Origin of the sequence: endosymbiont of Galathealinum brachiosum (assembly GCA_003349885.1) — a bacterium.
Lineage (GTDB): Bacteria > Pseudomonadota > Gammaproteobacteria > SZUA-229 > SZUA-229 > SZUA-229.
This window is the reverse complement of the sequence record QFXC01000014.1, coordinates 73,836-88,127: the sequence shown is the minus strand read 5'-3', so window position 1 is coordinate 88,127 and position 14,292 is coordinate 73,836. Positions and strand designations below refer to the sequence as shown.

General features: G+C 36.7%; 16 protein-coding genes. 1 reads left to right on the top strand and 15 read right to left on the bottom strand.

Going from position 1 to position 14,292, the window contains the following annotated elements:
• Window positions 1–135 precede the first annotated feature (135 nt).
• The 15 genes from DIZ80_16990 to DIZ80_16920 form a co-directional block, all read right to left on the bottom strand.
• The gene (locus tag DIZ80_16990) at window positions 136–1,905 is read right to left on the bottom strand and encodes a sodium-independent anion transporter (GenBank protein ID RDH80723.1); all 1,770 of its coding nucleotides are present in this window, start codon (window positions 1,903–1,905) and stop codon (window positions 136–138) included.
• 188 nt (window positions 1,906–2,093) lie between these two features.
• Entirely contained in the window at window positions 2,094–3,455 is a 1,362-nt protein-coding gene (locus DIZ80_16985) for a hypothetical protein (GenBank protein RDH80722.1), read from the bottom strand.
• 24 nt (window positions 3,456–3,479) lie between these two features.
• Window positions 3,480–5,093, bottom strand: coding sequence for an NAD-dependent malic enzyme (locus DIZ80_16980; GenBank protein RDH80721.1), 1,614 nt, complete (start codon window positions 5,091–5,093; stop codon window positions 3,480–3,482).
• A gap of 97 nt (window positions 5,094–5,190) precedes the next feature.
• Complete coding sequence (locus tag DIZ80_16975; GenBank protein RDH80720.1) at window positions 5,191–5,493, bottom strand: hypothetical protein; 303 nt, start codon at window positions 5,491–5,493, stop codon at window positions 5,191–5,193.
• A gap of 5 nt (window positions 5,494–5,498) precedes the next feature.
• Window positions 5,499–5,780 (bottom strand): hypothetical protein, encoded by a 282-nt coding sequence (locus tag DIZ80_16970; GenBank protein RDH80719.1) that lies wholly within the window; start codon window positions 5,778–5,780, stop codon window positions 5,499–5,501.
• Window positions 5,781–5,847: 67 nt separating this feature from the next.
• Window positions 5,848–6,390 (bottom strand): hypothetical protein, encoded by a 543-nt coding sequence (locus DIZ80_16965; GenBank protein ID RDH80718.1) that lies wholly within the window; start codon window positions 6,388–6,390, stop codon window positions 5,848–5,850.
• A 106-nt stretch (window positions 6,391–6,496) separates the two neighbouring features.
• Window positions 6,497–7,174, bottom strand: coding sequence for a hypothetical protein (locus DIZ80_16960; GenBank protein ID RDH80717.1), 678 nt, complete (start codon window positions 7,172–7,174; stop codon window positions 6,497–6,499).
• 11 nt (window positions 7,175–7,185) lie between these two features.
• The gene (locus DIZ80_16955; GenBank protein RDH80716.1) at window positions 7,186–7,725 is read right to left on the bottom strand and encodes a pyridoxamine 5'-phosphate oxidase; all 540 of its coding nucleotides are present in this window, start codon (window positions 7,723–7,725) and stop codon (window positions 7,186–7,188) included.
• A 266-nt stretch (window positions 7,726–7,991) separates the two neighbouring features.
• Window positions 7,992–9,272: a hypothetical protein gene (locus DIZ80_16950; protein ID RDH80715.1), complete on the bottom strand. Its 1,281-nt coding sequence runs from the start codon at window positions 9,270–9,272 to the stop codon at window positions 7,992–7,994.
• An 81-nt stretch (window positions 9,273–9,353) separates the two neighbouring features.
• A complete protein-coding gene (locus tag DIZ80_16945) occupies window positions 9,354–9,803 on the bottom strand; it encodes a hypothetical protein (protein ID RDH80714.1) in 450 nt (149 codons plus the stop codon).
• A 19-nt stretch (window positions 9,804–9,822) separates the two neighbouring features.
• The gene (locus tag DIZ80_16940; GenBank protein ID RDH80713.1) at window positions 9,823–10,491 is read right to left on the bottom strand and encodes a hypothetical protein; all 669 of its coding nucleotides are present in this window, start codon (window positions 10,489–10,491) and stop codon (window positions 9,823–9,825) included.
• Window positions 10,492–10,503: 12 nt separating this feature from the next.
• Window positions 10,504–11,094: an RNA polymerase sigma factor gene (locus DIZ80_16935; GenBank protein ID RDH80712.1), complete on the bottom strand. Its 591-nt coding sequence runs from the start codon at window positions 11,092–11,094 to the stop codon at window positions 10,504–10,506.
• Window positions 11,095–11,209: 115 nt separating this feature from the next.
• Window positions 11,210–11,662, bottom strand: coding sequence for a hypothetical protein (locus DIZ80_16930; protein ID RDH80711.1), 453 nt, complete (start codon window positions 11,660–11,662; stop codon window positions 11,210–11,212).
• Between the two features lie 24 nt (window positions 11,663–11,686).
• Window positions 11,687–12,118, bottom strand: coding sequence for an SRPBCC domain-containing protein (locus DIZ80_16925; GenBank protein RDH80710.1), 432 nt, complete (start codon window positions 12,116–12,118; stop codon window positions 11,687–11,689).
• A complete protein-coding gene (locus DIZ80_16920) occupies window positions 12,105–12,452 on the bottom strand; it encodes a transcriptional regulator (GenBank protein RDH80709.1) in 348 nt (115 codons plus the stop codon). The genes DIZ80_16925 and DIZ80_16920 overlap by 14 nt, the downstream gene beginning before the upstream one ends.
• Window positions 12,453–12,741: 289 nt before the next feature.
• Here DIZ80_16920 and DIZ80_16915 point away from each other — a divergent pair, with 289 nt between their 5' ends.
• Entirely contained in the window at window positions 12,742–14,103 is a 1,362-nt protein-coding gene (locus DIZ80_16915) for a hypothetical protein (GenBank protein RDH80708.1), read from the top strand.
• Window positions 14,104–14,292 lie beyond the last annotated feature (189 nt).

Here is a 14,292-nt window from a genome sequence, read left to right as displayed (position 1 = left end):
TATATTTAATTTATTGTTTTGTTATTAAAGGATTATAAATCATGATCGTGGTGCTATTTTGCTCTATCGCAAACAAAAAAGCCATATACATCAATAATGTATATGGCTCCTATTTAGATTCATCGTTAATTTAGATTAAATTAACTGATCTGATTTTTTAAGGGCGCAGTATTTACCCGATGCGCTTTGCCCTAACATGTCATATATGGCGTCAAAAGCCATGTCCTCATTCGGGAAGATATGTTGTTCACCAATGATATTATTTAATCCAGTTGCACGAAGTACCTGAAGTATCTGGCGTTTCAGGCCACTAAATACAACGGTTACATTGCTATCTGCGAGGCGCTCTACCAGATGGTGTAGTACTTCTTCACCTGATGCATCAATCTGATTGATCGCATCACCAACAACAAGCAGGTATTTTGCTGTTGGGTGATCCGCAACTGCCTTAAGCATGGCATCTTCAAAGTAGGATACATTGGCAAAATACAATGAGCCATCGAATCGAACCGCAATAATATTATTGTCCATCGGAAGATCTTTATGCACACTCAGGTCTCGTAAAGTACCGTCTTTATATCGGCCTAATAAAGCTACACGTGGCTGCATTGTGCGGTATAAGTACAGGCCGATTGCCAGTGATGCACCAACCATAATACCGTGATCAAGTTGTGGCGCTGAAGCGATAGTGGCGAAAAAAGTCACAATTGCAGCAACTCCATCGTGTTTACTGGTGAGCCAGATGTGTTTAATGGCTTTAACATTGATAAGACCAAATACAGCCATAATAACAACGGCTGCCAGTGTGGCTTTAGGCAGGTGATATAATAATGGCGTTAGGAATAACAATGTAATGAGAACGAGTGCAGCGGTTACAACAGAGGAAAAACCTGTTTTAGCACCGGCATTAAGATTGACAGCTGAGCGTGAAAAAGAGCCCGAAGCAGGGTATGACTGGAAGAAGCTTCCTGCAATGTTACCCAGACCCTGACCCACCAGCTCCTGATTTGGATCGACTCGATCTTTTGTTTTTGCAGCCATTGCTTTAGCAATTGAAATAGCTTCCATAAAGCCAACCAGTGAAATAATCACTGCGCCTAACATAAGGCTGGTAAATGCATCATAACTGAAGGCTGGCATTTGAAAGCCGGGTAAACCTTCTGGGATTGTGCCTACAACTTTTCCACCCATGCCTTCAAAATCCAGTATGTAACTGGTCAATGTGGTGCCTACTACCGCGAATAATACACCGGGGTATCGGGGGAAATAACGCTTCATACCAATTAAAATAGCAAAAGTAGCCACACCCATTATAAGTGTTGGTATATGTGTCTGATCCAGGTTCTGGATTACACCCCATATTCGCACAGTGAGGAAGTTGTCACTAGCTCCACCGGGCATGTCAACACCGAATACTTTTGAAATCTGAGTAAGGCCTATAAATAGAGCAGCGGCATTGGTAAAACCAACAATAACCGGGTGAGATAGAAAGTTAACGATTGCACCAAGGCGAAAAAGTCCTAGTGAAAATTGAAAAATCCCGACCATTAGAGTTAAAAGCATGGCTGTTGGTATAAATAGAGCCATGAATTCTTCCTGTGTATGATCAGGCGCTAGCATGCTAATAACAACAGGTGTCAGTATGGTGGCTGTCATAGTCGATACAACCGCAACTGGCCCGGTGCCTAGTTGGCGAGATGATCCCCATAAAGCAGCGATGAATACAGGAACAAACGCAATATATAAACCGTAAACTTCAGGTAAACCGGCTAATGTAGCGTAAGCCATCGACTGTGGTATGAGAACCAGAGCAACAGTCAGGCCGGCAAGAAGGTCTGCACGGAGAATTTGGGGGTCTTTAAGCTCATGAATCCAGGTTAAAAAAGGAAAAAGTTTATTAAGCATTGAGATCCTCAAACAAATTAGCGTTAATTATTTTATGACGGAAAATTGTACCTTATTTTAGCCGTGTTTAAAAATCGCTTATGCCTTAATTTGCAATAAGATGGATCATTAATGACTATGAATACGATTTGGGTCAAGAAAGAGGTAACCTTTTTTAGTGCAGGAGAAAACCGAATCCTCGATAATATTTAATTAATGCTAACAACAGGTGACTTATCTAACTCAACTGCATCCTGCTTTTGATTAAAATCAGGAATGATAAAATGTAACAGATGTTTGTCTGCATTCCAGCTAATACTTGCACCCTGATAACCCGGATTTATAACTATGTTTAAGCTGGAAAGGTAGTCATGGATTTTATCTTTTTCGATCTTTTCGTTAATAATTTTATATTTTATCGAAATTAGGCTGATTTTTGCATCAACATGATCGATACGATCAATATACGAAAAGTATGATGGCATTGCGATTGAGGACAGAACATAACCGACAGGATCCTGATACATGTCCCACCAGGAGATATCTAATAATTCGGAACTAATATTGTTGTCTTTTCGTTTTGCGAGGGTTTTATCCTGTTGGGCAAGATAAGGCAGCCAGAGTTCTTTATATGCTCTGTTTTCCATCTTTCGTGGCTTCAGGTAGCTGTATAATGTTCTGGTTAGCAATGATTCTGTAAAAGATTCACTCATACCATATGTTCCCGCCGGGTTGTCCATATAAAGCACATCAGACATAGACGTGAACTCACCCTGAAATGCCTTTAATAAAGAGCGTTCATTAAGTGACAGATTAGAAATAGTGAAGTCATCAGGTAACTCTTTTTGATTCAATAATAACGATGTGCTATTTAAATATGTATTAAGAAAGTTCACCGCAATCATTTTATGTAAAAGATTCGGGGATTGCTGCATCATAAGTTTAGAGAAAATAATGCTGTTTTGAAGGCGTTTAAATGCGCTTTGTACATTGCCACTTGTATAGTCATGAATAATAGAAAGATTATCCAGTTTCATAATCGTGACCAGACCTGAATATGAAATAAAAGGGGAGTTTATGCTCGGTTTTAAGGTGTAACTGAAATCATTAATCTGAATGAGTTTTTTATAGCGATCAAGGAGGACACGATTATCATTTATTAATGATTTATATAAATCAGTATTTTCAGTTAACCACTGTATAGAGTTGTCCTGGTTGAAATCATAATATAATTCACTCAAGTTATCAGTTACTGTCAGAGGGGGCTTTTCCCAGTATTCATTATGCTTAAATGCATGGGTACTTGATTGCATAAAACCAGTGGTTTTAGTGTTAGCTTCTTTTACGAGTTTTGCGCCAGTTACTAAAATATCTTCATCTTTAGCGGCATAAAATCCGACTAGAGCATTGAAACGATTTTTATCTTCAGCAATAGTTGCCGGGCTTCTTGCACTGTCTAGCCATTCTTTGGCGCCAGTAGAGTAGTCTTCATCAGGTAAGAGTACTGGGATAATGGCAACAATAAGAAGTAATAGTATGAATAGTCCGGTAAATTTAAGTAGTTTTTTCATTTTAATCTAACTGGTTATTAATGTTTAATAAGTAGGATCATACATCAATTCTCGAATTGCCTGCTCTAGATTTTCAGGTCGTGGTGTTTTAGCTATATTGTTTTCATATGCATTGTTAGCAACCGCACAGGCAATTTTTAATGAAATACCACGTATATTTTTTAGAGGAGGGAATATCGTTCCTTTATTAAGATCTTCTCTGGTAACCATTTCAGCAAGCGCAGCAGATGCAGCAAGAAACATTTCATCTGTTATTAAGCTGGCTTCACAGGAAATAGCACCTAGACCCACTCCGGGAAAAACATAAGCATTATTTCCCTGTCCGGGGTGAAATATCTGATTCTTATAATTAACCGCTTCAGAGGGACTGCCGCTTGCAAAAATAGCCCTGCCATCTGTCCATTCATATGCCTGTTGAGCAGTACACTCAGAATGTGATGACGGGTTAGACAGTGCAAAAATTACCGGGTGTTTCTGTATCTCGGACATTGCGCGTATTGCTTCTTCGGTAAATGTATCTTTCACGCCAGTTGCCCCGATTAAAATATGGGGTTTGAATGATCTGATCGTTTCAGTAAATGACATTTCACCATGCTCCTGAGCATAGTGGCGCTTATGATCAGATAGATCAGTACGAGATTTCACAATTAGCCCCTTATGGTCAACTAACCATAATCTTTGTGAAGCATCATCGGTATTAATCCCTGTATTACATAACGCAGATTTAATTAAATCTGCCATTCCGGTGGCCGCAGATCCTGCGCCAAGAAACAGTATTCGTAAGTCAGAAAATCGTTCTCCAGTAATTCGAATGGCGCTATAGATTCCTGCTAATACCATAGCAGCGGTACCCTGTATGTCATCATTGAAACAGAGCACGCGCTTGCGATATGTGTTGAGTAGTGAATAAGCATTAGGTGTGAGAAAGTCTTCAAACTGAATTAGCGCTTTTGGAAATAAATTTTGTACTGTTGTTACAAATTCTTCAATCAACTCATTATAAGCAGCACCCGTCAGTCGGTCCTGTTTAACACCAAGGTATAAGGGGTCATCACGTAATGTCTGATTGCTGGTTCCAACATCTAACATCACAGGCAGGCACTGGTCAGGGTGAATTCCGGCTCCGGTTGTATAAAGAACAAGTTTACCGATAGGTATGCCCATGCCATTAGCACCAAGGTCACCTAGTCCAAGAATACGTTGACCATCTGTAATAACAATCATTCTTACATCTTTCTCGGGCCAGTTAGATAAAATATCATGTATATGGCCACGGTCATCAGGCGTGATATAAAAACCACGAGGCTCTCTAAATATATGAGCAAATTGCTGACATGCCTGTCCTACCGTGGGTGTATAAATAATAGGCATAAGTTCATCAATATGATCAATTAATAATCGATAAAATAACCTTTCATTACGCCCCTGTAATGCAAACAGGAATATATAGCGCTCTATGTCGTAAGCTTTTCGGTGAATGTTTTCGAGCACTCTTTGAATTTGTATTTGTTGACTAACTGAACCAGCTGGTAGAAGCCCCTTTAAGCCATACTGGTTACGTTCTGCCTCTGTAAAAGCAGAGCCTTTATTTAACTTTGGATTATGTAGAACATCAAAACCTGTGGGTATTTTTTCCATTTATATAACCTGTGTATAAAATGTACTTTTAAATTAGTTTATCTGTATGCTTACTGAGTATGGCAGGGTTAATAGAAAAAAATCTATATTAGTTATCCTAAGGACGTTCGCTCTGGCATTGCCAGCATAATTCAAATGAGGCATTATTTTTTTCATGGCAGTTACTACAAAACCAGTCATGTGAATTATCTGCGTTATCTATATCATCAACAATTTGCATTGCTTTGTTATAGTCTTCATTTTCAACCCATATTTCCAGCCAGGTATCGAAAGGTGATAAGTCACCTGCTGCTCCTGCAATATACTCATTCTTTAAGGTAATTTCTATGCCTGTATTTTCGATAATGTTTTTAATATTATTAACGATAAAACGATTTTCATTTGTGTAAATGAGTTTCATGGGGGTTATTTAATACCTGATCCCCATATTTTTGCAACGGCTTTATCTTCACCAATAAAACCAATGAGTAAACTTAATAACCCAGCACCACCAAAAACGACTACTGGTAATAAATAACCAATGTCTTCACCTTCAGCTAATACATATACCAGCGAAGCAAGTCCAGTGAAGAGTATTCCCATTACAATTAAAATTATTCTGTGAGATTTTTTATACAGATATTCATCGTTGCCTGATTCAAAAATATTGAGTATCGGGGAGAAAATATTTCTAAAGAGTGATTTCATTACGTTTTACCGAATATGTTTGTCATTAGTATTGTAGGTTTAGTGATTAGCTGGCTCTACTCATTATTTAATTCTGGCCATTGCTCAATTCTATCCAGGGAATTTCACATTCTCCGAGTTTAGTTGCAATATAAGCGGAATTTTCTGTAATGGTGACCGAGAAATCCATTGTGCGTTCTACGAGCTTAGCCAGGGTTAATATATCGGCCCAGTCAAAACGAAAAAATGAAGCATCCAGCTGATTGAATTTGTTAGCACCCTGATCCCACCAGACATCTGATTTTGTATTAAAGCTGTATATTTTAACAAGCTGTGCCTGATGGCAGGCTTTTTTTACTCTATCTGCGTCAGGTTCGCCAATATCTATCCATAGGGATATTTGCTCATCTAATGTTTTTGCCCAGATGTCAGGCTCTTCAACGTTGCTGAGTCCTTTAGAAAATGTAAGGTATTCACTGGCATTAATGCAATAGGCTAAAACCCGCACCATCATACGTTCTGTCGTTTCAGATGGATGTTGGGCAACAGTCAGATTGAGTGTGTCATAATAATCACGGTTTAAATCTGACAGTGATATTCTAAATTTATAGATAGTTGGTTTTAAAGCCACAACTTAATGCCTTAATTATTAGGTGTTAAGTGTTCTATTATACCTGATATTGTCAGTGTATATTTGACTTTGTGATGCACTTAACTCTGTTGTTACAACAATGTATTTATAGTATTTGTTTTTCATTTTTGGCGTATTCATATACACGATATGAAAAAACAGTGTACATAACATGCAGCACAGAAAGAATAATATTTGAAATAATGTCAAATATTAACATCGTCGTTGACCCCTGGGTAAATAACTGTGATATAAAATAGAACGGGCTGAATACAATAACCGTTATTACAATATAACCACCAAGTATTATCCATAAATAATCTTTAGCAGCATGCCAGCTATTTTTCATAGCATCAAAAGGTGTGTTTTCATTGAATAACAGATCAAATGGAGCAAAAGCGTATCTGGCGGTATATATAAGCCCGGGTATAATAAATAGAATCAGACCTATCGTTATAATTATTCCAGAAGCAATACTATAAATCATAAAGGGTAGCCAGAATTTAATGCCAAGGCTCCAGAGTGTTTTTATATCGCTACTTTTATCAGAAACAACAGAGGACATATAAAAAATAACAGCTATGGTATATACCGGATAAACCATAGAATCTATCAATAGAGGTAATAATAAATCTGCCAGAACAAGCTCTTCCATATTGATAGAATTTTGTTGAAGCGTAGTAATTATTTCAAAAGGTATCGAGATAGGTAGAACGATAGCGGCAATAGTAATAATGTGTCTTTTGAAAAAAGACCAGCTATCGAGTAAAAATGTAGTTAGCATAATTTATCCAGTTAAAATATATGTGTGTCTTTGCCATTAAGGCTTAATGTGTTTTTTTCTTCCCAGTAATCATTAATGCCTTCCTTACCTCGGCTGTCTATCCACTTAGACAGAGTAGGGCGTTCCCCTTTGAATTCATAAAAGGGAACTGCAAATCCGCATGACGTTTGTATCAGGTCCAGCTCAAGTTCAAAGATTTGACGAGCACCAACAGAATCAGGGAATAAAGAATAAAGCTCATCCCATCTTTCATCTCTTTCATGTAAAACACCTGCTCGACCATATAACCTCATAATTAGAGGCTGTTTATCAAAAGAGCAAAACATTATGGTCATTCGCGGTGATTCAACCACATGAGCCGCGCTTTCATTTCCACTGCCAGTGAGATTAAGCCAGATAACCTTGTTCTCATTGATGACTCTGAAGCTATCCATGCCTTTTGGAGAGACATTAATATAACCTTCAGGTGCAGCGGTACCGATAAAATACATGTGTTGATTTTTAATGAATTGAATATGTTTTTCAGTTAGTTTTTCAAATTTATCGGACATGGTGATTTCTCAGTGGTAAAAACAGGGGTAATATTCACCTGTTTCCAGAGGTTATAATTTAGAAGCTAATGGTAAAAATTAGAATTAAAACTTCTCTGTAAATGACTTAACAGCCTGATAACCTAAATGAATCAGTATATTAAAGTCTTAATAGAAATTATTCAATAATAGAAAACTGTCTTTAAGTATAGGTTGATAAGACGAGTCATGAAGTGGTAGTAATGTATTAATAAGGGTGTTTAATACAGGTGCTTTATATTTAGGTGTTAGAAAAAAGCATTAATTCCAAGCGTATATACGGTCCTGGTATAATCAAATATGGCTTCATTTGAATTATTATCTGTGTATTCCAGTTTGTATCGAACTTGTAGTCTTTTATTTAATCGATAATCAGCGTATGCGGCTAATTTGTAACGGTCGTCATTTCTATCCTGAGTTGCGGTAGCAGGGTAATCACTGGTTCGATATGAGATGTCGCCTGTTGCTCTCCATTTTTTGTTTAAAATCTCAGTGTGTTTAAGTCTAAATGCATGGCGTGTGGGTGAGTAACTGAATTCATCTCCAGTAACGGCTGTCACAAGGTCATTTCTATCGTTTAGCTCCATTTCATAATAAAAGCGGCTGCTACTCTTTTTATTATATAAGCGGTATTCAGCTCTTAAATTCTGTTTCCATCCATCGAGATAATCATACAGGGCATTGTCGCTAGAGATGTTTTCATATCGATACTTTAGATATATCTTACTGTTTTTTGACCAGTTATATTTACCCTGTGTTTCAAGTTTAAAGGTGCTTAGATAATCTTCATGAGAATAGTTGAATTTATCATAGCTGAATTTAACATGTGAATTCCACTTGTTATATGAACGAGTTTTTTTAATTCCGACACCATACTGGTTTTGATCGTAAATATTGGTGGCAGTGTAGTTAGTGTTTGTAAGGATAAAGTCGCTGATCCAGCCATTTTTTCTATTACCCTTTACTACGTAATCTGCAGCCACAACATAATCAGTAAAAACACCTGATTCATTCACAACTATTCCCACAGGAGCTATATTAATATTGTCATCGTAACCCAGCGTTGCTCCTGCATAAACTGACCACGGTTTTTTATCAGGCAAATATTTGTCGAGTTTTTTTTGAGATAAATAAATCAGCTTGTTGTCTTTGTTCTCTTTAATAACTGCTTTAAAGTGATTGTTGGCTTTTGTGATGTCATTCAGTTTTAATGCAATAAGGCCAAGATTGTACTCGGCTAGAGATTTCATTCTGGGTATATTTTTAAGCGTATTGAAATATTGTCTGGACTTTTTATAATTTCCAGTTTTGTAATAGGTGCTGCCAAGGTTGTAATAAAGTGCGGTTGATTTAAGCCCCTGTTTTCTTGCTAGTTCGAATTTTTTAGCTGCCTGAGAGTATTTTTCAGTCTCGAATAATTTAACGCCATCTTTAAAATGGTTTTTAGATGATGCAATGGTCGAACTAGAAAAGACAACCAGTAGAATAGTTAGGTGTAATTTAATGCGAGCCCTGAGTCGGTGACTCATACAGTATCCAGTAGTGTTTTTAAAACGCAAAAACCTCAACCTGAAACCAGGTAGAGGTTTTTGTATTAAACAGCTTGTTTATTATTTGTTTGAGTGATCCGCGCGATTACTTTCTGCTGCTTCTGGCAGCTCGGGTAATTCAGGGCGTTCAGGTGTTGCTCTAACTTCAGCTGCACGTTCCAGACCTCTTAAATGATCTTCTTTAACCATTTCATTGTCATCGTCGTGCTCTGCTTCAGTTTCTGTATCCATATCTTCCTGAGTATGAGCTTCGTCATCGTCACCTTCATGTTCTTCTTTTCTCAGGCGATTACGTTCATGACGTGCATTTGCATTAGCAATGCCTTTAGCCGAACGTTCCCTGCCCATGTCGCTTGCAGATTCAGGAAGCTCAATTTCTTTCATCACTTCTTCAGCCGTTGTTTCGTCCATATCCATCATACGAATTGTAACGTCTTCTTCTTCAGCCAGTGCAGCGTAAGGCAATGACATTCCTAACCCTAACGTAATTGCTATACTTAATTTTTTCATGTACTTAATCTCCAAATATTTATACAGATGTAAACGGTTTAAGTTGATAGTTCACAACACCGTCTTCTGCTGTTTTTATCACCAGATGAAATTCTTTTAATTTATCACCGTAGTTCAAACGTGCAATTAATTCACCTGCACCCTGATCTACCGCTTTAATTGGCAGAGTTAAAATATTAGGTCCTTTAGTAAAACTGGTTTGCCATGATAGCTCAGACTGTCCCGCAAAACCGGACAGTTCGATATTATCTGGCAATTTAATGCTTAATGTAACCTGTTTTATATTGTCAGGTGCATCAAACATGAGTCTTACACTTCGTTCTGTATTCAGAGAAATCATCATTTCATTAGAAGCAGGTAATGATTGTTGTTGCACTTCAAATATCGTGCTTATAAACCACAATGCAAAACCAGCTGCCATCGCTGTTGCAAAACCTGCAACAAAGTGATGGGATGATTTTTCTGGATACTGTTTGCGTACTTCCTTAAACATTTTTTCAACAAAGTCATCAGCGGGCTCAGGTGCTGTCAAAGTACCCATTACATCCAGTATTTGCTGTGAAGCATTTACAGTTTCATTACAGTTTTTACATTCGATCAAATGCTGCTCGAAAACAGCTTTCTGTAAAGAAGGAAGTTGCCCGTCCAGGTAGTCGTCTTTAAATGTGTTGATGTCTGTACAATTCATATTTTCTCTCTGCTAACTACTAACACGTCTGGCATCCGTAAAAGGTTCCATTTTATTTAATAATTCACGTAATTTATTTCTACTGCGGTGTAATCGTGATTTTAAGGTGCCTAGTGATACGTCCTGTATATATTGAATTTCCTGTAGTGTATAACCTTCAATGTCGTGTAATAACAGCACAATGCGCTGTTCGGGGTTTAGCTTTTCTAATGCATTCTGTATGTTTTTCTGTGTGATATCAGATTCCAGCAGCTCAGTGGGTTCCAAAGAACCTGTCGCTGAGTTGCTATAGAGTACATCTTCATCATCAGTATATTCAACTGGGGAGCGCTTTACACGTCGTTGCTGGTCAATGAACTGATGATAAAGAATACGTGAAAGCCAGGGGCTTAGATTCTCAATGGATTGCAGTTCTGTGAGGCGAGGGTATAACTTGAGCATGACATCCTGAATAAGGTCATCGGCATCAACACGTTGGCCTGTCAGGCGATAAGCCAGTTTATAAAGACGAACCACATGAGGCCTTACGAGTAGTTCAAAGCGCTCATGATCTGTTTGTTTGCTAGACCATAAATTAGATATCGACATATTTATATAACGCATACTATTAAATTATGCGTTACATGGTTAACCATCTAGATAATATAATCTGTGCACTCATTCACTAATTGTGAACAGCGGTAATGAATGAGTACCTGATTTTAATACTCTAAGCTCTTTATTGCTTTAATTCAGTAATGAAATCGAACTTTCCATCCTGATATAGAAAACTCACGCATTCAACTTTAGAAATACACTTACTGATATGTGGAAGATTAGCTGGAATCATATAATAAGAACCGGCTGGTAATTGTATTTCACTTGATAATTTAGCGTCTTTAGCAATATGCGAGAAGGTACCCGATATCACCATTCCATACATATTAGCCGATTTTACATGCATCGGGCTCGTAATTCCGGCTGGAAGTTTTACCATAGCCATATATGGGCCTTTAAAGCGGTCACCCTCTAATGCCGCAAAAGCAGCTCCTTCAGGTGTTACTTTCCAGTTTAGTTTTTCAGCTGGCAGATTTACGATTAATGATGTGTTTATTGCTAAAGCTGAATATGGCAATAACAGGCTCATACTCAGCAGGCTAAAGCTTAAGTTTTTACAAAACGAATATTTCATATCCTCTCCTTGTTTTTAATTTATCTAGCTTATAATTTCATTTAATCTGTCTAGAATATTCGTCCATCCTCCTTCGTGATTTGAGCGAGCTTCTTCATCAATAAACCTCACATGTGTCAGTTCTACATGAGTTTGAGTATCAGTTATCGCCTTAAATAGCAGGCTTACCGTACTATTGTCTGTCGAAAAAGGGGACTCCCAGGTAAAAACCAGTTTATTAAACCGTTCAATTTCCAGGTATTGACCGGTGTGTGGTATTTTATCTTCTCCCACGTGCATGATTATGGTGAATTTACCTCCTTCTACAGAATCTGATTCAACATCAGGTTCAGGCATGCCAGGCATAGGTAAAATAAATTTTGTTAAAGTTTTCGGGTTTAACCAGGCCTCAAATACATCTTTAACAGGGGCATCTATGGTTTTATTAACATTCACTGCTAAATCAGTCATTATCATTCTCTCCGTTTTGTAATATGTCGTTTAATTTGTCCAGACGTAAATCCCATATAGATTTAAGCTCTGTGAACCACTCATTAACTACCCTGACTTTCTTTAAATCCGCTTCAATCCAATGGCTACGGCCTATATTTTTACGACTAACCAGGCCTGCTTTCTCAAGTACCTTTATATGTTTTGAAATTGCGTTTAATGACATGTCATAGTAGTTAGCCAAATCTGTGACACGGCTTGGTCCCTGTTGGCAAAGCTGCGTTAAGAGTGAGCGACGAGTAGTATCACTTACTGCTTTTAACAGCTCTGAAAGGATTTTATCTTTTTTATATTCAACCATATGGTTCAGTATAATGGCTTTTTATTTATAGTCAACCTTTTGGTTGAATAATAGGCGTTTGTTAAATAACGATAAATAAGAGGGGAGAGCGTTTTGTATCAAAATACCAGTTTGATAATCATAGAATGAATAAACTTCTGGGTCATCTGACCATAGCTTTGAGCTTTTGAATAAAAGTTGCTATATATATTACTGGACAGAAATTATTCTAATTAGGTTAATTTCTATCGACTTAATATAATAGTATCCTGTAAGACTAATTATTAAATTAAATGAAAATAGAGAAATCATGGAAGAGCATAAAAACAAACTCAAATTAGGTGTATCACAAAAACTCTGGCAAAAGCTCTGTTGTCTTTTTGTGGTTTCATTTTATAAAAAAATTGAAATTACCGGTGCGGATATTTTAAATAATATACGTCCGATTATACTATGCGCAAATCATTCGAATGCTCTTGCAGATGCAGTTTTATTACAGTACACCAGTAAACGTTTAATACACCCTCTTGCAAGAAGTGGTTTATTTAAAAACCCGATTCTTAAAATTATTCTATCAGTATGGCAGGCCGTACCTGTCTATAGGCGGCAGGATTCGGAGGATGGTGTAGTTGATAATGATGCCATGTTTATAAAAGCATATGAAATGCTGGCGAAAAATGAAGTATTAATGATATTTCCTGAAGGGCAGAGTCATTCAGATTTACAACTAAAGCAATTAAAAACAGGCGTATCAAGAATCATTTTAGGATATAAAGAAAAATATAATGAAGTACCACTGGTTATACCCATAGGGTTAAATTTTACGAATACAGTTAAATTTAGAAGTAATGTTTATATAAATTTTGGTAAACCAGTTGAAATAGAAAATGAATGGTCATTGAGTGAAGAGCAGGATGTTAAAACGCTTACTGATAGAATTATGATGGCAATGAAGGGTCTTGTATTAGAGGTTGAAGAAGTAGAAGATCTGGTATTTGTAAAACAGGTTGAACGATTTTTTTCATTAAGACATAAAAAGTCACGCAAGAGAAACCTGAGTCAGAAGTTTAAATCTCATAAATTATTATTAACAGCAAACGAATATCTTCATAAAACAGTTCCTGACAAAGTAGATGAATTTAAACATCACTTAAGACACTTTAACCGTTTATGTAATAAACTCGGCATTAATGATTATAATTTAAGTGTCAGTTATAACTCTCAGATGATCAGGAAATTTGTCTTACGTAGTTTCTTTATAATTCTTGTTGTTTTACCTGTTGGATTATATGGTTTTATAAATTCATTTCTACCTTATTTAATGACAAAAATATCAAGTCGATTATTGTCTAAGGGAGATGATCAGTATGATACATCTAAAATTCTGACAGGAACCCTGTTCTTCAGTGTTTTCTGGTTTCTTCAAACACAGGTTGTTTATTCTCTATCTGGTTTAAACGCAGCCATTATTTATGTAGTGTTATTGTTGCCTACATCACTTACCGCTTTAATAATTGAACGTGAACAACACCAGATAATTGATAATCTACGTGTTTTTATAATACTAATAAGAAGTGGTAATTTACGTCGATATTTATTGAAAAAGCGAAAAAATATTGAAAAAGAACTTGCTAGCCTTATAAAGTTAGCCAGAAATAATAATCAGTACTAATTTGTTATAAGGAATATATTCTGATTATTACTTCAATATTGTCTAATATTATAAATAACTGAGTTTTGATTCAGGTATTTTTGCATACTTTATTGCTGTATAATTTACCCTCTTTGTACTATTGCCTGATCTATTTCAGATTGTTTCAACAGGTAATAAAGTACAGGGATAATTTTTATGAAAATAATA

Excerpts from the sequence above, each read along its gene's own strand:
- DIZ80_16960 (RDH80717.1), bottom strand. The coding sequence starts at position 7,174 with ATGCTAACTACATTTTTACTCGATAGCTGGTCTTTTTTCAAAAGACAC.
- DIZ80_16950 (RDH80715.1), bottom strand. The coding sequence starts at position 9,272 with ATGAGTCACCGACTCAGGGCTCGCATTAAATTACACCTAACTATTCTA.
- DIZ80_16985 (RDH80722.1), bottom strand. The coding sequence starts at position 3,455 with ATGAAAAAACTACTTAAATTTACCGGACTATTCATACTATTACTTCTT.
- DIZ80_16975 (RDH80720.1), bottom strand. The coding sequence starts at position 5,493 with ATGAAACTCATTTACACAAATGAAAATCGTTTTATCGTTAATAATATT.
- DIZ80_16930 (RDH80711.1), bottom strand. The coding sequence starts at position 11,662 with ATGAAATATTCGTTTTGTAAAAACTTAAGCTTTAGCCTGCTGAGTATG.
- DIZ80_16940 (RDH80713.1), bottom strand. The coding sequence starts at position 10,491 with ATGAATTGTACAGACATCAACACATTTAAAGACGACTACCTGGACGGG.
- DIZ80_16980 (RDH80721.1), bottom strand. The coding sequence starts at position 5,093 with ATGGAAAAAATACCCACAGGTTTTGATGTTCTACATAATCCAAAGTTA.
- DIZ80_16945 (RDH80714.1), bottom strand. The coding sequence starts at position 9,803 with ATGAAAAAATTAAGTATAGCAATTACGTTAGGGTTAGGAATGTCATTG.
- DIZ80_16920 (RDH80709.1), bottom strand. The coding sequence starts at position 12,452 with ATGGTTGAATATAAAAAAGATAAAATCCTTTCAGAGCTGTTAAAAGCA.
- DIZ80_16955 (RDH80716.1), bottom strand. The coding sequence starts at position 7,725 with ATGTCCGATAAATTTGAAAAACTAACTGAAAAACATATTCAATTCATT.
- DIZ80_16935 (RDH80712.1), bottom strand. The coding sequence starts at position 11,094 with ATGCGTTATATAAATATGTCGATATCTAATTTATGGTCTAGCAAACAA.
- DIZ80_16970 (RDH80719.1), bottom strand. The coding sequence starts at position 5,780 with ATGAAATCACTCTTTAGAAATATTTTCTCCCCGATACTCAATATTTTT.
- DIZ80_16925 (RDH80710.1), bottom strand. The coding sequence starts at position 12,118 with ATGATAATGACTGATTTAGCAGTGAATGTTAATAAAACCATAGATGCC.
- DIZ80_16990 (RDH80723.1), bottom strand. The coding sequence starts at position 1,905 with ATGCTTAATAAACTTTTTCCTTTTTTAACCTGGATTCATGAGCTTAAA.
- DIZ80_16915 (RDH80708.1), top strand. The coding sequence starts at position 12,742 with ATGGAAGAGCATAAAAACAAACTCAAATTAGGTGTATCACAAAAACTC.